Origin of the sequence: Clostridium thermobutyricum (assembly GCF_000371465.1) — a bacterium.
GTDB classification, from domain to species: domain Bacteria; phylum Bacillota; class Clostridia; order Clostridiales; family Clostridiaceae; genus Clostridium; species Clostridium thermobutyricum.
In genome coordinates, this window is record NZ_KB850956.1 from 434,876 (window position 1) to 455,695 (window position 20,820).

Annotated in this window: 19 protein-coding genes; 17 read left to right on the forward strand and 2 right to left on the reverse strand. The window is 25.9% G+C overall.

The window, feature by feature from the left end; genetic code table 11:
- Positions 1–2 precede the first annotated feature (2 nt).
- From HMPREF1092_RS01895 to HMPREF1092_RS01950, 12 genes are all read left to right on the forward strand, one after another.
- Positions 3–1,115 (forward strand): glycosyltransferase family 1 protein, encoded by a 1,113-nt coding sequence (locus tag HMPREF1092_RS01895; RefSeq protein WP_002596894.1) that lies wholly within the window; start codon positions 3–5, stop codon positions 1,113–1,115.
- Between the two features lie 67 nt (positions 1,116–1,182).
- Positions 1,183–2,142 (forward strand): glycosyltransferase family 2 protein, encoded by a 960-nt coding sequence (locus HMPREF1092_RS01900; protein ID WP_002596895.1) that lies wholly within the window; start codon positions 1,183–1,185, stop codon positions 2,140–2,142.
- A gap of 87 nt (positions 2,143–2,229) precedes the next feature.
- Positions 2,230–3,114: a UTP--glucose-1-phosphate uridylyltransferase GalU gene (gene galU / locus HMPREF1092_RS01905; protein WP_002596896.1), complete on the forward strand. Its 885-nt coding sequence runs from the start codon at positions 2,230–2,232 to the stop codon at positions 3,112–3,114.
- Between the two features lie 10 nt (positions 3,115–3,124).
- Complete coding sequence (gene glf, locus HMPREF1092_RS01910) at positions 3,125–4,228, forward strand: UDP-galactopyranose mutase (RefSeq protein WP_002596897.1); 1,104 nt, start codon at positions 3,125–3,127, stop codon at positions 4,226–4,228.
- An 11-nt stretch (positions 4,229–4,239) separates the two neighbouring features.
- A complete protein-coding gene (locus HMPREF1092_RS01915) occupies positions 4,240–5,262 on the forward strand; it encodes a glycosyltransferase (protein WP_002596898.1) in 1,023 nt (340 codons plus the stop codon).
- Positions 5,263–5,439: 177 nt separating this feature from the next.
- Positions 5,440–6,072: a Wzz/FepE/Etk N-terminal domain-containing protein gene (locus HMPREF1092_RS01920; RefSeq protein WP_002596899.1), complete on the forward strand. Its 633-nt coding sequence runs from the start codon at positions 5,440–5,442 to the stop codon at positions 6,070–6,072.
- Positions 6,069–7,043: a glycosyltransferase gene (locus HMPREF1092_RS01925; protein ID WP_002596900.1), complete on the forward strand. Its 975-nt coding sequence runs from the start codon at positions 6,069–6,071 to the stop codon at positions 7,041–7,043. The genes HMPREF1092_RS01920 and HMPREF1092_RS01925 overlap by 4 nt, the downstream gene beginning before the upstream one ends.
- Positions 7,040–7,921 (forward strand): glycosyltransferase family 2 protein, encoded by an 882-nt coding sequence (locus HMPREF1092_RS01930; protein ID WP_002596901.1) that lies wholly within the window; start codon positions 7,040–7,042, stop codon positions 7,919–7,921. The genes HMPREF1092_RS01925 and HMPREF1092_RS01930 overlap by 4 nt, the downstream gene beginning before the upstream one ends.
- Entirely contained in the window at positions 7,911–9,224 is a 1,314-nt protein-coding gene (locus HMPREF1092_RS01935; RefSeq protein WP_002596902.1) for an O-antigen ligase family protein, read from the forward strand. Before HMPREF1092_RS01930 ends, HMPREF1092_RS01935 begins: the two co-directional genes overlap by 11 nt.
- Positions 9,199–10,659 (forward strand): flippase, encoded by a 1,461-nt coding sequence (locus tag HMPREF1092_RS01940; RefSeq protein ID WP_242830400.1) that lies wholly within the window; start codon positions 9,199–9,201, stop codon positions 10,657–10,659. Before HMPREF1092_RS01935 ends, HMPREF1092_RS01940 begins: the two co-directional genes overlap by 26 nt.
- A gap of 9 nt (positions 10,660–10,668) precedes the next feature.
- Positions 10,669–11,544: a UTP--glucose-1-phosphate uridylyltransferase GalU gene (gene galU, locus HMPREF1092_RS01945; RefSeq protein ID WP_002596904.1), complete on the forward strand. Its 876-nt coding sequence runs from the start codon at positions 10,669–10,671 to the stop codon at positions 11,542–11,544.
- 62 nt (positions 11,545–11,606) lie between these two features.
- On the forward strand, positions 11,607–13,328 hold the full coding sequence (locus HMPREF1092_RS01950; protein ID WP_002596905.1) for a phospho-sugar mutase: 1,722 nt from the start codon (positions 11,607–11,609) through the stop codon (positions 13,326–13,328).
- Positions 13,329–13,363: 35 nt separating this feature from the next.
- Here the strand turns inward: HMPREF1092_RS01950 and HMPREF1092_RS01955 are convergent, their stop codons facing one another.
- Complete coding sequence (locus tag HMPREF1092_RS01955; RefSeq protein WP_002596906.1) at positions 13,364–13,564, reverse strand: hypothetical protein; 201 nt, start codon at positions 13,562–13,564, stop codon at positions 13,364–13,366.
- A 197-nt stretch (positions 13,565–13,761) separates the two neighbouring features.
- Between HMPREF1092_RS01955 and HMPREF1092_RS01960 the strand changes: the two genes are divergently transcribed.
- From HMPREF1092_RS01960 to HMPREF1092_RS01980, 5 genes are all read left to right on the forward strand, one after another.
- Positions 13,762–15,078 (forward strand): J domain-containing protein, encoded by a 1,317-nt coding sequence (locus HMPREF1092_RS01960; RefSeq protein WP_002596907.1) that lies wholly within the window; start codon positions 13,762–13,764, stop codon positions 15,076–15,078.
- 18 nt (positions 15,079–15,096) lie between these two features.
- A complete protein-coding gene (grpE, locus tag HMPREF1092_RS01965) occupies positions 15,097–15,675 on the forward strand; it encodes a nucleotide exchange factor GrpE (RefSeq protein ID WP_002596908.1) in 579 nt (192 codons plus the stop codon).
- Between the two features lie 3 nt (positions 15,676–15,678).
- Complete coding sequence (locus tag HMPREF1092_RS01970) at positions 15,679–17,388, forward strand: Hsp70 family protein (protein ID WP_002596909.1); 1,710 nt, start codon at positions 15,679–15,681, stop codon at positions 17,386–17,388.
- Positions 17,389–17,395: 7 nt separating this feature from the next.
- Positions 17,396–17,908, forward strand: coding sequence for a tetratricopeptide repeat protein (locus tag HMPREF1092_RS01975; protein WP_002596910.1), 513 nt, complete (start codon positions 17,396–17,398; stop codon positions 17,906–17,908).
- Positions 17,909–18,007: 99 nt separating this feature from the next.
- Entirely contained in the window at positions 18,008–19,429 is a 1,422-nt protein-coding gene (locus HMPREF1092_RS01980; protein ID WP_002596911.1) for an ABC transporter substrate-binding protein, read from the forward strand.
- Between the two features lie 69 nt (positions 19,430–19,498).
- Here HMPREF1092_RS01980 and HMPREF1092_RS01985 read toward each other — a convergent pair whose 3' ends face one another.
- Positions 19,499–20,797 carry an APC family permease gene (locus HMPREF1092_RS01985; RefSeq protein WP_002596912.1) on the reverse strand — a complete coding sequence of 433 codons (1,299 nt, stop codon included), beginning with the start codon at positions 20,795–20,797 and terminating at the stop codon, positions 19,499–19,501.
- Positions 20,798–20,820: the final 23 nt, after the last annotated feature.

Here is a 20,820-nt window from a genome sequence, read left to right on the forward strand (position 1 = left end):
CTATGAAAAATATATTAGTTTATGGATTGACTGCAACTAAAGGTGGCGTTGAAAGCTTTCTTATGAATTACTATAGAAACTTTGATTTAAATAAAGTTAATCTTCATTTTATATCAAATACAGAAGAAGCAGCTTATGAAGATGAAGTGTTAGCTTTAGGAGGAAAAGTATTTAAAGTTTGTTCTAAAAAGAAAAATCCTTTTAAGTTTAAGAGAGATTTAGAAAATATATTTAAAGAAAATAAATATGATGCTATATGGGTAAATCTTTGTAGTTTAGCTAACATAGATTATTTAAAAGTAGCTAAAAAATATGGAATAAAAGAAATCATAGTACACAGCCATAATGCAGGAAATATGTACGGAAAACTTAAATTATATTTCCATGAAAAAAATAAGAAAAATATAGATAGTTATGCAAATCATTTTTGGTCTTGTTCTAGATTAGCTTCAAAGTGGCTTTATGAAGATGAGATAATAAATAGTGATAAATTTAAAGTTATAAATAATGCAATAGATATTGAAAAGTTTGATTATAATGAAGATATTAGAGAAAAATATAGAGAAGATATGAATTTAAAAGATAAATTTGTTCTTATGAATGTTGGTAGATTTAATATCCAAAAGAATCATCACTTCTTAATAGATGTTTTTAACGAAGTTAGAAAAGAAATTAATGAAGCAAAATTACTTCTAGTTGGAGTTGGAGAATTAGAAGATGAAATAAAAGATAAAGTTTCAAAATTAGGACTTAATGATTATGTAGAGTTCTTAGGAACTAGAAATGATGTTAATAATTTAATGCAAGCTTCTGATGTATTTTTAATGCCTTCTTTATTTGAAGGATTACCAGTTTCAGCAGTTGAAGCTCAAGCATCAGGAATAAGATGTATTTTATCAGATAAAATTACAGATGAAATAAAAATAACAGATTTAGTAGAATTTTTAGATATAGATAAAGAAGATTCAGTTGATAAATGGAAAGATTTAATTAAATCAATTAAAGATAAAGGCTTAGATGATAGAAAAAGCAAAAAAGAAGATATAAAAAATTCTGGCTTTGATATAAAGAGTGAAGCAAAGAAATTAGAAGAATTTTTCTTAAATAAGATTTAAATTGAATAGAGTAAGTTGGATTAAATATGTGTGTTGCTTATAAATCCAGACTGTGGAGGTCAAAATAATGTTGAGTATAATAATACCAATATATAATACAGAAAAGTATGTAAAGGAATGTCTAGAGAGTTTATTAAATGAAAATATTGAATGTGAAATTATTCTTGTAAATGATGGGTCAACAGATGATAGTTATCTTCAAATAAAAGAATACTTAGATCGTGATAATATTAAATATTTTTATCAAGAAAATGGCGGAGTTTCAAAAGCAAGAAATTTTGGACTTTCAAAAGCTACAGGTGATTATATAATGTTTTTAGATTCTGATGACATTATAAAAAAAGGATCTTTAAAACTAATAAGTGAAAAAATAAAAAAATATAATCCAGATGGAATACTTTTTGGAAATAGAAAGTTTGATTCAAATGGTACTATAAGTATTGATAAATTAGATTTTTTAGAAGAAGATAAAATATATAACTCAGATGAAATATTGAAATATGTTTTTAATTTGAAGGTACGTGGATTTGTGAGTGATAAGATTTTTAAAAGATCTATTTGGATTGATAACAATATAAAATTTGATAATAAAAAATATTGTGAAGATTGGTATCCAATAACATTATGTATAGAAGGATCAAATAAAATAATAGCAATTAAAGATGATATACATTTTTATAGACAGCATGATGAATCTGCAATGCATACTAAAGATATGAAACTTGCAATAGGATATAATGAAGCTGTTCATGATATATTAAATAGATTTAAAAATAAAGTTAGTAATGAAAGTGTATATACTTTTAAAGGAAATACATTTGGAGAAATAATATCAGCATATAATGAGAATTATACAGGAGATTCTATATATAGTGATTTCAAAAAAGAAGGATTTTTATGTATAAACTTTAATGAAACTTTACATATACTTTTAAATTCTGAAGTTAGTAATAGAAATAAATTGGCAATTATACTTTGGAAATTAAGATTATATAGATTTATAAAAAAAGTAGCATGGAAAAAATAAGAATATTTAATAAATTGAAATTCATAATTTAATGAGTTAATTCTTTCAGAGACAAAAGAAAATTTTAAGAAAAAAGGAATGATTAGTATGGATAAGAAAATAAGGAAAGCAATAATACCTGCTGCAGGACTTGGAACTAGATTTTTACCTGCAACTAAAGCTCAACCAAAGGAAATGCTACCTATAGTTGATAAACCTACTATACAGTATATTATTGAAGAAGCTATTGCGTCTGGAATTGAAGAAATTCTAATTATAACTGGAAGAAGCAAAAAATGTATTGAAGACCATTTTGATAGAAGTGTAGAATTAGAACTTGAACTTGAAAAATCAGGAAAGCAAAGCATGCTTGATATGGTACAAGATATTTCAAATATGGTAGATATACATTATATAAGACAAAAAGAACCAAGAGGATTAGGTCATGCTATAAATTGTGCTAAAGTATTTGTTGGAGATGAGCCTTTTGCAATATTACTTGGAGATGATATTGTTTATAATGACCAAAAACCATGTTTAAAACAACTTATTGATTGTTATAATGAGTATCATACATCAGTACTTGGAGTTCAAACAGTTCCACATGAAAAAGTTAATAAGTATGGAATTGTAGATGGTACATTTGTTAAAGATAGAGTTATGAAAGTTAAAGGATTAGTAGAAAAACCAAATATAGAAGAAGCACCTTCAGATGTAGCGATATTAGGTAGATATATAGTAACTCCAAAAATATTTGAAATATTAGATAGAACTAAGCCAGGAAAAGGAAATGAAATTCAACTTACGGATGCACTTTTAGAGCTTATGAATGAAGAGGATATGTACGCATATGACTTTGAAGGAAGAAGATATGATGTTGGAGATAAATTAGGATTCTTAGAAGCAACAGTTGAGTATGCTTTAAGAAGAGAAGGATTAAAAGATAAATTTACTGATTACTTAAAAGACATATTAAAAAGTGAAGAGAAATAAGGAGTCAAATATGAAAAAATATGATTATTTAATAGTAGGAGCAGGACTTTTTGGAGCAACATTTGCTTATGAAATGAATAAAATCGGAAAAAAGTGTCTTGTTATAGATAAAAAATCACATATAGGTGGAAATGTATATTGTGAAAATATAGAAGGAATAAATGTTCATAAATATGGAGCACACATATTCCATACAAGCAATAAGGAAATATGGGATTATGTAAATAGCTTTGTTGAATTTAATAGATATACAAATTCACCAGTAGCTAACTATAAAGGAGAGCTTTATAATCTTCCATTTAATATGAATACATTTTATCAATTATGGAAAGTTAAAACTCCAGAAGAAGCTAAAAATAAAATAGAAGAGCAAAAAAAAGAAGCAAGAGTTGAAAATCCTAAAAATTTAGAAGAACAAGCTATAAGTTTAGTAGGAAAAGATATTTATGAAAAACTTATAAAAGGATATACAGAAAAACAATGGGGACAAAAAGCTACTGAGCTTCCTGCATTTATAATAAAGAGACTTCCAGTAAGATTTACTTTTGATAACAACTATTTCAATGATAAGTATCAAGGTATACCAATAGGTGGATACAATAAAATAGTTGAAAAAATGTTAGATGGAGTAGAGGTTAAATTAAATACAGATTTCTTCAAAGAAAGAAACGAATTAGAAAATATTGCAGAAAAAATAGTATTTACAGGAATGATAGATGAATATTATGACTATAAATTTGGAACTCTTGAATACAGAAGTTTAAGATTTGAAGATGAATTATTAGATGAAGAAAATCATCAAGGAAATGCAGTTATAAATTATACTGAATATGAAATTCCATATACAAGAATAATTGAACATAAACATTTTGAAGATTGTAATTCTAGTAAGACAGTTATAACAAAAGAATATCCTGCAACTTGGAAAAAAGGTGATGAACCATATTATCCAATAAATAATAATAAAAATAATGACTTATATGCTAAATATAAAGAACTAGCAGATAAAGAAAACAAAGTTATATTTGGTGGAAGACTTGGTCAATATAAGTATTTCGATATGCATAATGTAATAGAATCTGCATTAAATTGTGTAAAAGAAGAATTAAAATAGAAGGATGATATATGAATATGATTTATTTTTTAAAGGATTATCAAGAAGAGAATTTTAATGCTCTAAGTAAAGCAAGATTAGATGCTGAAAAGATAATGATTAAAAATGGATGTAAAGAATTAAATTTTTATTTAGGTGGAAGAAAAATATATTATAAATCATTTTTTAAGAGAAGAAATGAAAAGAAAAAATTAAAAAGTGGCGATACATTATTAATCCAATATCCATATTACTTTAAGTATTGGGAAAGCTTTTTTAATACTATTCAAGAATTAAGAAGTAATGGAATAAAAGTTGTTGCCTTAATACACGATATAATATGTCTTAGACCTTATGAAAAACCTATAACAATGAATGATGAAGTAAAAGTTTTTAGTCAATTAGACGGTATTATTTCTCATAATGAACATATGACTAAGTTATTAGTCGAAAGTGGAGTTAAAGTTCCAATATATAATTTAGGTATATTCGATTACTTATCAGATAAATTTGATATGGAAATTGTAGATGATTTTAAAAATATTAATATCGCAGGAAATCTAGTTATAGATAAAGCAAAATATATATATTTAAAAGAGTTAGATGATGTAAAAACTAAAATATCTCTTTATGGAGTTGGTTTTGAAAAGGAAAAAGTTCTTAATCATAAAAATAATTTAGATTATATAGGATGCTTTAAGCCAGAAGAATTAGGTAAGCATATGAAAACAGGATTTGGTTTAATATGGGATGGAGAATCATTAGATAAATGTAGTGGAATGATGGGAGAATATTTAAAGGTAAACAATCCTCATAAGACTTCAATGTATTTATCTATAGGAATGCCTGTAATTGTATGGAGCAAGAGTGCTATGAAAGATTTAGTCCTAGAAAATAATATTGGAATAGCAATAGATTCATTAAAAGAAATTGATGAGACTTTAGAAAATATAACATTTGAAAAATATAAAGAAATGGCTGAAAACTGTAGGAAATTTGGAGAAAAACTTAGAGATGGGTATTTCTTAGGTAAAGCTATAGAAAAAATAAAGTAGAATAAAGATTATATAAAGTATAAACCAAGGGGATTTTTAGATAGTATTAATCTCTTTGGTTTTATTTTGTATAAACTGAAAAAAAGTTTTGAAGAAAATAAAATAATATTAAAAAAAAGAAAAAATGTGGTATAATTCTAATTGAATTTAAAATAGTACTATTAAGGAGGAGAAATATTGCAGAATAAAGAAGTAGAGATTAAAGAGCTATTAAATATATTAAAAAGAAAATATAAAATTATATTTGGAATAACATTTTTAATTTTCATAATATCCATATTAATAAATTTTTTTGTTATGGGAATAGATTATAATGCAAAAGTAAAGTTAACTGTTGGAAATATTAATAGTGCTAAAATAGGAAAAGATAGTACAAAAATGTATCAAAGCATAATAAAATCATATTTAGGCAATGATATAGAAAGAAAAATGATAGAAAAAGCAATTGATAATTCTAAATTAAACGTTAATACAGATGATGTTATTAAAAATTTAACTATAGATCCAAGCGTTTATTCTTCAACTTTTGATATAAACTATACTAATAAAGATAAGAATCAAGCTATAGATGTAGTTGAAGCTGTAGCAGCAACTATGATAAATGATGGAACAGAATATAGTAAAAAATATGGAAATATTACAAATGTTAATATGGGAGAAAGACTATTTTGTTCTAAAAAAGCCGTAATAAATCAAAGAGCATTAAATGTTGTTCTTATAACAGGTATAGGATTTGTATTAGTGTTAGGAATTGTTTTTTTAAGAGAAATTAACAATGATAAAAATAAAATAGGTGGATTAGAAAAGTGATAAAATTAAGCGTAATAGTTCCTGTTTATAATGTTGAAAAATATGTGTTGGAATGTATAAATTCTTTATTAAATCAGTCACTAGATTCTATGGAGATAATAGTAGTAAATGATGGGTCAACAGATTCAAGCATGGAAAAAATATTAAATTTAAAAAATCCAAAAATAAAGATAATAAATCAAAAAAATAGTGGATTATCTAGTGCTAGAAATAGAGGAATAGAAGAAGCAAAAGGTGAATATATCTCTTTTGTTGATAGTGATGATTTTATAGAAAATAAAAATTCATTTGAAAATATGTATAACATAGGAATAGAAGACAATAGTGATATAGTAGTTGGAAGTTGCGTTAAATTATATGATGATGGAAGACGTGAAGAATTAAATTTTGATTTTAATATATTTAATAAAAGTCCTATGAACCCAGAAGAGTTTTTATTAAAATCTTTGAAAACAAAAAGAGTTTATGCTCCAGTGTGGTTAAGTATTTATAAAAAAGATCTTATAAATAAAAATAATTTGAGATTTATGCCAAATATTGTTCATGAAGATGAAGAATTTACACCAAGAGCATTATTATGTGCAAATAAAGTAAGTATTTACAAAGATATTTTTTATGTATATAGACAAAGAGAAGGTTCAATTATCAATTCTAAAAAAAATATTAAGTATGGAAAAGATATTTTAAAAATAGTTAGTAAGTTAAATAAAGAAGCGGATAAATTTAAAGATGAAGAACTAAAAAAATCTTTTTGCAATAGATTAAGTGCAATGGCATTGAATTCTATATATAATTATAAAATTAAAGAATTTGATAAAGAAGTATTTGATCTTTTGGACAGAGATTTTTATGGTAAAAATATAAAAATAAGAAAAAATATTTTAAAAACTAATACAACAATATTTTTCTGTATAGAAGATATTTATAGATTTTTTAGAGATATGATATCAGGAAAGGAAAATAACATATGAGAATATGTGCAGTAATTGTAACTTATAATAGGTTAGACTTGTTAAAAAGTACAATAGAAAAATTACTTAATCAAAGCTTAAAATTAGATGAGATTATTATTATAGATAATAATTGTACAGATGGAACTAGAGAATATTTAAGAGATTTGAAAGAGGAAAAAATAACACCAGTATTTTTAGATGAAAATATTGGAGGTGCTGGTGGATTTAACAAAGGTATTAAAAAGGCATATGAAAAAGGACATGATTATATCTGGATTATGGATGATGACACATTTGCTACAGAAACTGCTTTAGAAAATATGATTAATAAAATAGAAATCATAGGAGAAGATAAGATAGGTTTTTTATGTAGTAATGTTCTTTTTAAAGATAATAAAGCATGTGTTATGAATGTGCCAACAGTAAAACCAGTTTGGAATGATTATATAACAGATGGATTAGTTAGAGTGAAAAATGCATCTTTTGTATCTATGCTATTCTCAAGAAAAATAGTAAAAGAGTTTGGACTTCCAATAAAAGATTTTTTTATTTGGGGAGATGATACTGAGTATACTTTACGAATAAGTGAAAAATATGAATGCTATATGTGTATTGACAGTATAGTACATCACTACATGAAATCAAATGTAGGGGTAGATATAATAAATGGCGATACAGATAGGGTGGGAAGATATTTTTTTGAATATAGAAATAAATTTTATATGAATAAAAAAAGAGGATTTAGAGGAGTTATTTTTCATACAAAATATACTGTTAAATCTATACTTCAAATATTACTTAAAAGTAAAGAGGGGAAAGGAAAAAAGGTTAAAGTTGTTTTAAAAGGATATTTTAGTGGAATAACATTTAACCCAAGGATAGAACATGTTAAATAAGTATTATGAAAATAATTTAGATAGAAAAGAAATGCTTTTAAATATTTTAGAATATATTTTAGCAATAGTTGTTGTAATTAATAGCAACAGTGTTTGGAACTTTATGTATATTTCTAAAAAGGTAACATATGTAACTATAGTTGCACTGTATATCCTAATTATATTAAGTTTTAAAGATATTATAAGCATAAGGAAAAATTTTAAAAAGCTCATATATGTTTTTATGTTTTTAAGTATCTATAATATGGCATATGCATTATTTAGTGGAGTAAATAGAGTAAATTTTATTATAGATTTTGTTGTTATTTTAATAGGATTCTTATTATATAATTTAGGATTAATAAATAAAGGACAAAAATATAGATTTTTACTTAAAATATCAAATATAATAGTAATTCTTGCAGCTATTTCATTAATATTTTATTTTTTAGGTAGCTTAGTTCACTTAATTTATCCTAGCAATCAAATGTATTATACATGGGGTGGAGATAGATTTATTCCTAATTACTATAATATATATTATGAAACTCAAACAATACACCTTTCAGGAAGAGAGTTTATAAGAAATTCTGGAATATTTACAGAAGCGCCAATGTATTCATTTATTTTATCTATAGGACTTATGTGTGAGCTTTTTGTAAGAAAAAATTTAAATAAAATAGCAGTAGGTATACTAATAGTTACTATATTAACTACTCTATCAACTACAGGAATTTTAATTATGATGAGCTTAATATTTTTCAAAATATTAATAGTTATTAGTAAGAGTAAGTATAGAAAAATGTTATTTAGAATTATAATTCCATTATTAATTATAATAGGAGTTGTAATAGGAGGATATTTCTTAATAAATAAAATTCATCAAGTAAATGGTAAAACGGGTTCATTTTCAGTAAGAATGGATGATTTTAGAGTAGGATTTGAAGCTTGGAAATCTCATAAATTACTTGGTTGGGGATATAACCAATACGACTATGTAAGACAATACATGAATCTAGTGTTAAGAGGAACTGATATTGGTGGAAGTAGTGGATTATTAGCGTTATTGCCTGAAGGTGGATTAATGCAATTACTTATATATATTGCACCACTATTTTTATCTATTGCATATAGCATAAAGAAAAGAAAGGTAGGATATGCAATAGTTAGTGTAATATTATTTGTTTTACTAACTGTAACTAAAATACCATATAGATATATTATTATATATTTCTTATCTATTGGATGGAGTATTTTGTTTATGAATTGGGATAATACAAAAAAAGACGATAAAATTTATGAAGAGAGAAGTAATGATGAGTAAGACTGTAAGCGTAAAGAAAAATGTTTTATATAATCTAATATATCAAGTAGTGACTTTATTATTGCCATTAATTACTGTGCCATATATATCTAGAGTATTAGGACCAAATGGAGTAGGTATATCTAGTTATACAAATTCGATAGTTCAATATTTTATAATACTTGGAACAATAGGTATAAGTTTATATGGAAATAGACAAATAGCATATGTAAGGGATGATAAACATAAGTTATCCGTTACATTTTGGTCTATTACTATACTAAAGTTAATAACAACTGGAATAGCATTAATAGTTTATATATTAATATTTTCTCGAGATAATAATTATGGATTAATATATTTAATTCAAGGTATAAATATATTAGTTGCTACTGTTGATATTTCTTGGTTATATATGGGATTAGAAGATTTTAAAAAGACTGTTACAAGAAACCTATTTGTAAGAATAGTTGGAGTTATACTTATATTTATATTTGTAAAAAATATGAATGATGTAGCTTTATATGTATTTATAAATGCTGGAATGGCTTTTTTAGGGAATTTAGTTATGTGGCCATATTTGCCTAAAACAGTTTCAAAGGTTAAAATAAAATGGAAAGATATACAATACCATATAAAGCCAGCATTAGCTTTATTTATTCCTCAAATAGCTATACAAATCTATGCGGTCTTAGATAGATCAATGCTAGGAGCTTTATCTGATACAGTTCAAGTTGGTTTTTATCAACAATCTCAAAATATAGTAAAAATGGTTTTAGGATTAGTAACTTCATTAGGAGTTGTTATGCTTCCTAGAATGAGTAATGTTTTTGCAAGTGGTGATAAAGAAAAATTAAAAGAACATTTAAATAATAGTTTAATAGGTGTGTCATATGTTTCTATTCCAATGGCATTTGGGCTTGCAAGTATTTCAGAAAAGTTTGTACCATGGTTTTTTGGAAAAGGTTTTGACGAAGTAAAATATCTATTGATTATATCAGTACCTATTTTATTTTTAATAGCAATAAGTAATGTATTAGGAGTGCAATACTTATTACCTACAAATAAAAATAGAGAATTTACTATTTCAGTTACAGTAGGGGCAATAGTAAACGTAATCCTAAATTTCATATTAATACCACATTTTAAAGCTTTTGGGTCATGTGTTGCAACAGTAGTTGCTGAATTTGCTGTAACAGCTGTACAATATGCATTATTATATAAGGAAATAGATACAAAACCATTATTAAAAGCTATATTAAAATATGTTGTAGCTGGAGCTATAATGACAGTAGTTGTAGTATTCATAGGAAAATTTATGGAAGCTACATTTATAACGACAATAATCCAATCAATAGTTGGGGTAATAGTATATTTTATAGTTTTAGTTATTATTAGAGATGAAATAAATAAACTAGTGATTGAATTTGTAATAAAAAAATTAAAGAGAAACTAAGGAGTAATTATGAATAACAAGATAAAAAAAGCGATAATCCCTGCCGCAGGTCTTGGAACTAGATTTTTACCTGCAACTAAAGCTCAACCAAAGGAAATGCTTCCTATAGTTGATAAACCTACAATTCAATATATTATAGAAGAAGCAATAGCTTCTGGTATTGAAGAAATTCTAATTATAACTGGAAGAAGCAAAAAATGTATTGAAGACCATTTTGATAGAAGTATAGAATTAGAACTTGAACTTGAAAAAGCTGGAAAGCAAAGTATGCTTAACATGGTTCAAGATATTTCAAATATGGTAGATATACATTATATAAGACAAAAAGAACCAAGAGGATTAGGTCATGCTATAAACTGTGCTAAAGCATTCGTTGGGGATGAACCATTTGCAATATTACTTGGAGATGATATTGTTTATAATGATGAAAAGCCTTGCTTAAAACAACTTATTGATTGTTATAATGAATATCATACATCAGTACTTGGAGTTCAAACTGTTCCACATGATAAAGTAGATAAATATGGAATAGTAGAAGGAATTGATATAGAAAATAGAGTTATGAAAGTAAAAGGATTAGTTGAAAAACCTAATATAGATGAAGCGCCTTCAAATGTAGCAATATTAGGTAGATATATAGTAACTCCAAAAATATTTGAAATATTAGATAGAACTAAACCAGGAAAAGGAAATGAAATCCAACTTACAGATGCACTTTTAGAGCTTATGCATGAAGAAGCTATGTATGCATATAACTTTGAAGGAAGAAGATATGATGTTGGAGATAAATTAGGTTTCTTAGAAGCAACAGTTGAATATGCTTTAAGAAGAGAAGAATTAAGAGATGGATTTATGGACTATTTAAAAGAAATAGTAGGTAAATAATAATCTTTAATTACTAAAATATTAATAGAAAATAAATTCTTTTATGGATTAGGAGGTTCAATATGGATTATAAAGAAAAGCTAAACCTATGGTTAGAATCAGACATAATTGATGATGCTACTAAAGAAGAGTTAAGAGCTATAGTTGATGAAAAGGAAATAGAAGATAGATTTTATAAAGAATTAGAATTTGGTACTGGTGGATTAAGAGGAATAATTGGTGCTGGTGATAATAGATTAAACTTCTATACTGTAGGAAAAGCAACAGAAGGACTAGCTAGATATTTAAATAAAAAATATAAAGAAAATGTATCAGTTTGTATAGCTTTTGATTCAAGAAATATGTCAAAAGAATTTGCTGAAAGAGCCGCATTAGTACTAGGTGGAAATGGAATAAAGGCTTATCTTTTTGAAAGTTTAAGACCTACTCCAGAACTTTCATTTGGAGTTAGAGAGCTTAAATGTAAAGCAGGAATAGTTATTACTGCATCTCACAATCCAAAAGAATATAATGGATATAAAGTTTATGGAGATGATGGATGTCAAATAACTGATGAAGCAGCTAAAACTATAATAAATGAAATAGGTAATGTTAATTATAAAGACATCAAATTAGTCTCAAGAGAAGAAGCTTTAGAAAAAGATTTATTAAATATTATAGGTGAAGAAATAGATAATAAGTTTGTTCAAACATTAAAGGGACATACTATAAGAAAAAAATTAGTAGAAGAAAATGCTAAAGATTTAAAAATAATCTATACTCCAATTCATGGGACAGGATTAATGCCAGTTAAGAGAGTATTAACTGAATTAGGATATACAGATTTACACATAGTAGAAGAACAAGCTACACCAGATGGAAACTTCCCAACTGCACCATATCCAAACCCAGAAGATAAAAGTGTATTTAAAATAGCATTAGATATGGCTAAAACTATGAATCCAGATATAATCTTAGGAACTGATCCTGATGCAGATAGAATAGGAGCTATAGTTAAGGATTCAACTGGAGAATATAGAGTTCTTACAGGAAACCAAGTTGGGGCATTATTAACTCATTATATTTTAAGTTCATATAAAGAACTTGGAGAACTTCCTAAAAATGGAGCTGTTATAAAAACAATAGTTACAACAGAAATGGTTAGAGGAATATGTAATGAATATAATGTAGAATTATTTGATGTTCTAACTGGATTTAAATATATAGGTGAAATGATGACAAGTTTCCAAGAAACAGGTAAGAATACATTCTTATTTGGATTTGAAGAAAGCTATGGATGTCTTTTTGGAGATCATGCTAGAGATAAAGATGCTATAGTTGGAGCACAAATGGTTGCTGAAATGACTCTTTATTACAAGACAAAAAATAAGAGTCTTTATGAAGCTTATGTAGATCTTTGTGATAAATATGGTTACTTTAAAGAGGATCTTAAATCAGTAACTTTAAAAGGAAAAGAAGGAGCAGAAAAGATACAAAGCTGCTTAGAATCATTAAGAAAAAATCCTATTGAAGAAGTTAATGGAGTTAAAGTAAAAACTTTCTTCGATTATAAAGAATCAATAGAAAAAGATTTAGTATCAGGAGGAGTTAAGAAGATTAATTTACCAAAATCAAATGTTCTTAAATATATATTAACAGATGGTTCTTGGTTTGTTGTAAGACCTTCAGGAACTGAACCTAAGATAAAATTCTATCTTTCTGTTATAGGAAATTCAATAGAAGATTCAGAAGAAAAAATGAGCAAATTTAAAGCTTGTGTAAATGATAAAATTGGATTAAATTAAAAAAAAGCTATGCAATAATTGCATAGCTTTTTTTATTATTTAGATTTTTTGAAATCTCTAACAACACCTTTTTTTATTTCATACCATGATGGTAAAAGGTCTATTTGATCTAAAATAGTTTCTATTTCTCCAACAGTTTTCATTTCTTCAAGTTGTTTTGAAAATTCTTCAACTTTTGCATCTAAATCTAATCTTTTTTTAGTTTCTTTTGCTACTCTTTTTTGAAATTTATTCATAAAAAAATCCTCCTTGTAATTTAGTTTCTATATATACATTATACCATAACATAAATTTTAAAATGTATTTTATATTAAAATAGGTAAAAATATAGGAAAATAGAAACTAGAATATTTAATTTAAGCTATTAATATTATTGTTATAGCAGAATTTTAATGTTAAAATTGTAATATAATGGATTTGTTTTGGAGGGGCTATGGGGGAAAATTTATATGAGGTTTTGGAGGTTTCTAAGAAGGCGAGTTTATCTGAAATAAAAAAAGCTTATGCTAAAATGCTTAGAAAATATCCACCAGAGAAATATAGTAAAGAATTTTCAAAGATAAATTCAGCTTATGAAATATTAAGTGATAAAGAGCAGAGATATGAATATGATCAATTCAATGGATATGATAGTAATGCACAAGTAATGTTAGATGAAGGATTAAAACTAATAAAAGAAGGGGAACTACTAGAAGGGAAAAATAGACTTATTAGTTTTATAAAATTAGAAGGAGATGTTCCAAGTGTTTTACATGAACTTGGTAAAATCTATGCAGAAGAAGAAAATTATACAAAGGCATATAATATACAAAAAAAGGTTTTTGAGAAATCTAAATATTTAACTTACTCTCAAATGGAATGGATGTTATTTTATCTTTATAAATTGGATGATGAAGAGGATTTAAAATCATATTTAAAAAAAGGTATACTTAAATTTAATGATGTTAATTTATATTTTAATATAGTAGACCTATATATTGAAGATAGAAATTATGAGCAAGTTAGAGAGATTTTATTTGAAAATGTTATACCATTTTTAAATAAAAGAGGAAGTGTATATGGTTTTTGTGAGTTAGCTAAATATTTATTTAGAATAAAAGAAATTGAAAAAGGCTCAAAGTATTTAACTCAAGCTATCAATTTGGAAATAACCTCAGATAATAATGAAAAATTAGAATTAATAAAGGGAGCAATTATAGAAATATTAGATTTTGAAAATGCCAATGCAATTGTTATATGCTTAGAAGAACTAATAAGTTATATAAGAGATATAAAAAGTGAAATTTCAGAGGAAGATTATAAGAATAACTTGGGGTGGGCAACAATTATATTTTCATTAGTTAAAGAAATGGCAATTGTAGATAGAGATAACTTCCATAAAACTTTAAAGAAGTTTTTATTGGCATCAGTAAAGAAGAGTATTGCCATAGATGAAGAATTGAAAGAGAAAATGGATGAAGAATTAATCTTTTATTTAGAAAAGCTAAAAGAAGAATATAATATAGAAAAAATAAAATTTAATTTAGGTATTTTAGAGAAATTTCATAAGGAACTATATTCAATAGATGCTAAATATTTATTTGATAAATATGGAGGATTTATTCCCTATGAAGGAGAAGCAAAAAATAAAAAGACAAATGTACCTAAAAATAAGAAAAATAGAAGAAAATCTAAGAATAAAAAGAAAAAGTTAAGTTTTTTTATTTGTTTAGTAATTGTGATAATCATAGCTTTATTGAGGTTTTTATAAATAAGGAGAAGTGAGTATATGAGGGGGATAGATTTAGAGAAAGAGTTTGATTTTTATAAAGCAAAGTATTTAGATGAGAAATCTTCTATAGAGAGTATTTTATTAAGTAAAGATATAAATGATTTGTTTAAAGATATAGAAAGATTAAGAAAAAAAGAGCTAATAAAATTTGAAAGATTAGAACAATCTTATATAGATAAAATAGATAGACTTGAAATGGATAACATAAAATTAAATAAAGAAATATGTGAAAAAGATAAATCTATTAAAAAAATTTTAAATGGAATTATACAAATATTAGATGAAGTAGATGAATTCAAAGAACTTTTAGAAAAACGTAATGACTTAAAGAGTTTAAAAGCTTTTAATAAAACGTTTAAGAAGATAAATAATAAAGTAAATTATATAGGATTAGAGAGAATAAAGAGTGTTTCTGAGCAATTTAATGAAGATGTTCATTATTGTGTAGAGGTTATAGAAGGAAATGAAGAGGAAAATGAAACTATAGTAGAGGAAGTTAAAAGCGGCTATTGTTATAAGGGGAATGTAATAAGAGAAAGTCGTGTAGTTGTTATAAAAAATGAGGGGGAAATTTAGTATATGGGAAATATAATAGGAATTGATTTAGGAACCACTACTTCGGAGGTTGCATATATAAAAGATGGACAACCTGTAATTATAGGAAATGAAAAATATTGTGATGGAAATATAATGCCATCTGTAGTTACTATAAAAAAAGATGAAATAATAGTTGGAAAAAAAGCGAAAAGACAAATGCTTATAAGACCAGAAATAACAGTAAGTGAAGTAAAAAGACTTATGGGAACAAATGAAAAGATAATAATAAATGAAAAGGAATATCTACCACAACAAATATCAGCAATAATATTAAAAGAATTAAAAGAAATGGCAGAAGAGCAAATTGGAAAAGTTGATGAAGCAGTAATAACTGTTCCTGCAAATTTTAACGATATACAAAGGGCAGCTACAAAAGAAGCAGCACAAATTGCTGGATTGAAAGTAGAAAGAATTATAAATGAGCCAACATCAGCAGCTATGTATTATGGATTAGAAAATATAGGTAAAGAAGCTAAAATTTTAGTTTATGATTTAGGTGGAGGAACTTTTGATTGTACAGTTCTTGAACTTTTCTCTGGAATAATGGATGTTAAAGCAAGTAGAGGAGATAATCTTTTAGGTGGAAAAGATTTTGATAATAGAATAGAGGAATATATCTTAGAATATATATCTAAAAATACAGAAGTTAACATAGAAAAATTAAGTAAGAAAAAGAAAAGTGAAATAAAAGAAACAGCAGAAGAAGCTAAAAAAGATTTATCAGTATCTCATAGTACAGACATAATAATAAATAATTTAGGTATAGATAAAGAGGGAGAATCTATAGATGTAGAATTTGAACTTTCAAGAGATACGTTTAATAATTTAACAAAAGATCTTATAGAAAGAACAGAGGTAATAGTTGGTGAAACTCTTCTAGCATCAGGAATAACAGGTAAAGATATAGATATTGTTCTTCTTGTAGGTGGCTCAAGTAGAATGGTGGCTGTTTCAGATATGTTAAAGAAATCTTTTGGCGCTAAAATTATAAGTAGCATAAATGCTGATGAAGCAGTTGCACTTGGGGCAGCAGTTCAAGCAGGAATTAAAAATTCTAAAATAAGTTCAGAAAGTGGACTTATTGTTACAGATGTTTGTAGTTATACACTTGGAGTAGCAGTTGAAGAAAATGAATTTAGTCCAATAATAAAAAGAGATATGAAATTACCAATAGTTAAATCAGAAATTTATGTAACATCTTCTGATGATCAAGAAAGAGTAAATATAAGAGTTTATCAAGGAGAAGAAAAGCTAACTGATGATAATATGTTTGTTGGAAACTTTGTTATAGATGGAATTCCAAAGAAAAAAGCTGGAGAAGAAAAAGTAGAGGTAACTTTTGAATATGATCTAAATGGAATGCTAGATGTTTCAGTTGAAGTTTTATCAACAGGACAAAAGAAGCATAAGCTTATGGCTGTTGAGAGATTAAATGAGAAAGATATAGAAGATCTATCAAAAGATATAAATATAAAACAGAAGAATCTAACATGGAAAGATTCAGAACTTTATAATATAGTTAGTGTAAGCATATCAGTAGCTAAAGATAAATTTGAAAAGATGGACAGCAAAACTTTAGAAGATGTAAATAGTATAATATCTGAAATGAAAACTGCTATTGAAAATAAAGATAAGGATAAAGTAACAAAGTTAGATGATACTCTTACAGATATTTTATTTGATATAGATTAGGAGAGATATGACAGAAGAACTAATTTATAAATATAAAATTATAAGTTTAGATTATATAAAGAATAGAAATATAACTTTAGCAATAAAGACTTTAATAGAAGGCTTAGAAATAAATAATAGAGATGTAGACTTATTAAATATATTAGGATTATGCTTTTATAAAAAATGTCTGTTTAATGAAGCTAAGATTGTATTTGAAAGAAGTTTATCTATAACAGCCAGAAATAAAGCTAAAAGATATTTAGAGTATATTAATTCAGAAAATTTTAAATTGTTATTAGCAGATTATAATGAGGGAATAAAGGCTTTAAAGAATAGAGAATTAAATAAAGCTAAAATATCATTTGAAGATATTATAAAAAGAGAAAATGAATTAATTGAGCCGTATTGTATTTTAACTGAAATATGTATTTATGAAAATAAATATGAAGAGGCCATAGAATGGATAGAAATTCTTATGAAAAAAGATATTGGAAATGAAAAGATATTAAAGTATATTAAATTAAAAAAACAGGATTAAAAAATTTATATAAAGATATGAAGTTTTACTATTGTTCAAAAAAACTTCATATCTTTTTTTTATAATTAATTGGATATAGATTAAACCTTGGAGGAAATTATGAGTAAGAAAAAGATCACTAAAATAATAGGCGCTCTTGTTGTAATAGGAATAATTATAGGTGGAGGATATGCTATTAATCATAGAAATTTACATAAAGTAAGTAAAGATCTTGAATTGACACTTTCAAGTACACCAGAAACAATGAATCCTTTTTATGTAAGTTCAAGTAACGCTTTATTTGTTTCAGATATGTTATATGAACCAATTTATAATTTAAATAATGATGGATCAATTAATTGTGATGGATTAGCTAAAAAGATAGTACATACGAAAGATGAAAAAACTTATACAGTTACACTATATAAAGATTTAAAATGGTCTGATGGAAAGCCAGTAACAGCAAATGATTTAATATATTCATTTAATGAAATGATGAATCCTAAAAATAATATAAAATTAAGAGAGAAATTTCTTATAAATAATGAACCAATTAAGATAAAGAAAATAAATGATTTAACTGTTCAATTTGATTTGCCAGAGCCTTCTAAAGATTTTATTGGAAATTTAGCACTTTTCCATCCTATACCAGAGCATATATATAAAGGTGTAATTGATTTAAAAAATTCACCAGAAAATAATAAACATGTTACAGATGGACCTTATATGTTCCAAAGTGAAGAAAAAGGAAAAGATTTAATTCTTGTAAGAAATCCTTACTATGAAAAAAATCATTCAAAAGTGGAGAAGATTACATTTAATATAGAGCCAGAAACAAATTCAGGTATAGTTAATGTTATGGCATTTAATCTTAATAATAAAGCATTAAGCAATATAAAAGTTAGGGAAGCAATTAGTTATGCATTAAATAGAAAAGATTTATCACAGTCAAAATATGAAAATAGTAGATATATACAAAATGCATATTCAATTTTCACACCTTCAACTGAATATTATAATAATAATGTAGTAGAGTACAATCACGATTTAGACAAAGCTAAAGAATTAATGAAAGAATCAGGAGAACATGATTTAACACTAAAATTAACATATGAAGCAGGAGCTAAAGCAGCTGGAAGTGAAGCTTTAGTAGTTAAAAATAATTTAGCTAAAATAGGAATTAATGTTATGCTTCAGCCTTTAGCAGAAAATGAATTTAACAAAGAAGTTTCAAATCCTAAGAGTGGAGAATATGATTTAGCTATAACTTCATATAATGAAGGAACTAATCCAAATAATTATGCCCAATTAGTTATTACAAATGGAGCTAAGAATATTTCAGGATTTAATAATATTGAAGTAGATAGACTGTTTAAAGATGCAGAAAATACAAAGAATAAAGTAGAAAAAGAAAAATTATATAGACAAATACAAGAAATAATTGCAAGAGAAATACCAATTTATACGATAAATTATCAACAAAATATAGAAAGTATTTGTAAGGATGTATTAAAAGTTGGTATGTCAGGAATAGTTATGTAAACTATAATAAATTTAATATTAATATAAAATAACCCCCTCTAGATTTATTTAAACTAGAGGGGGTTATTTTTATTTAAATTCTATGTTTTTACGTTTATTATAATATATCATAAAGAAATAAAGTGGAATTGCAAGTATTAATCCACCAAGTCCCCAAACAATTTCTTGAAGATCTGATTGTGTAAGAATCCATACACTAACTGCCATAGCTATTATAGGAATTACAGGTCCAAATGGAATTTTAAATGAACCATCTAATTCAGGACGTTTTTTTCTTAATACTAATACTGCAAGGCAAGTCGGTAAGTATTGAGCAAATCTAGAAATTGAACTTATTAAAGCTAAATGAGTAAAACTTCCTGATAAAGCTATTGGAATAGTTATTATAGTACTAACTATTACAGAAACATAAGGAACTCCTCTTGAATCTGTTTTTGCCATAATTCTAGGGAAAAGTCCATCATTAGCTAAAGCCATTCCAAGTCTAGGTGTAAGGAAGGCTTGAGTTGCATTTATTCCTATTATTGAAACAAGTATACCAAGACTTACAAGTATTCCACCAAAAGGGCCAAGAATTTCAGAAGATGCTGTAGCAACTGGAGTAAGATCTGTTGCTAATTTAGGACCAAGAATACCAATTGAAATTGCTTGTATAAGCATATAAATAACTGATACAAGAAGCATAACAACTACAATAGCTTTAGGTATATTTTTACTTGGGCTATCCATATCTTCAGCAGCTAAAGCTATACTTTCAAATCCAGTAAAGGAGAAGAAAATTAAAAGAGCAGCTGAACCAAAAGATCCATGTGTATATGTACCATGTGGAAATACTGGAGTAAAGTTTCCACCTTTTATAAAAAATACTCCTACAGCAATGAAAATAACTAAAGGAATTAATTTACCTATAGTTGAAACATTAATTACTATTTTAGAAAGATTAACACCAGCTAAATTCATTATTGCAAGTAAAATTAAAAGACCAATAATTAATATATCTTTTGTAATTCCATGTGATGCATCAGGGAAAAATACTGAAAGAGCAGTAGTAAACCCAACAGCCATAGTTGCTGCTGCAATTATACATATTGCATATGTCATAAATCCAACTTCAAAAGCAGGGAATATTCCAAAAGCTTCTTTAGTATAAAGGTAAGGACCACCATTATTTTTGAATTTACCACCAACTTCAGCAAAACATAAAGCAATAGTAATTGCAAGAAATGCGTCAAATAAAATTACACCTAAACTAGCAGGTCCAATTAAAGCCATAGCTTTATTTGGTAATAGAAAGATACCACTTCCAACAATAGCATTGAATCCAAGAAGAACAATGCTCAGGAAACCAATTTTAGATTTTTTACTCATTAAATTACTGCTACATAAAGAGG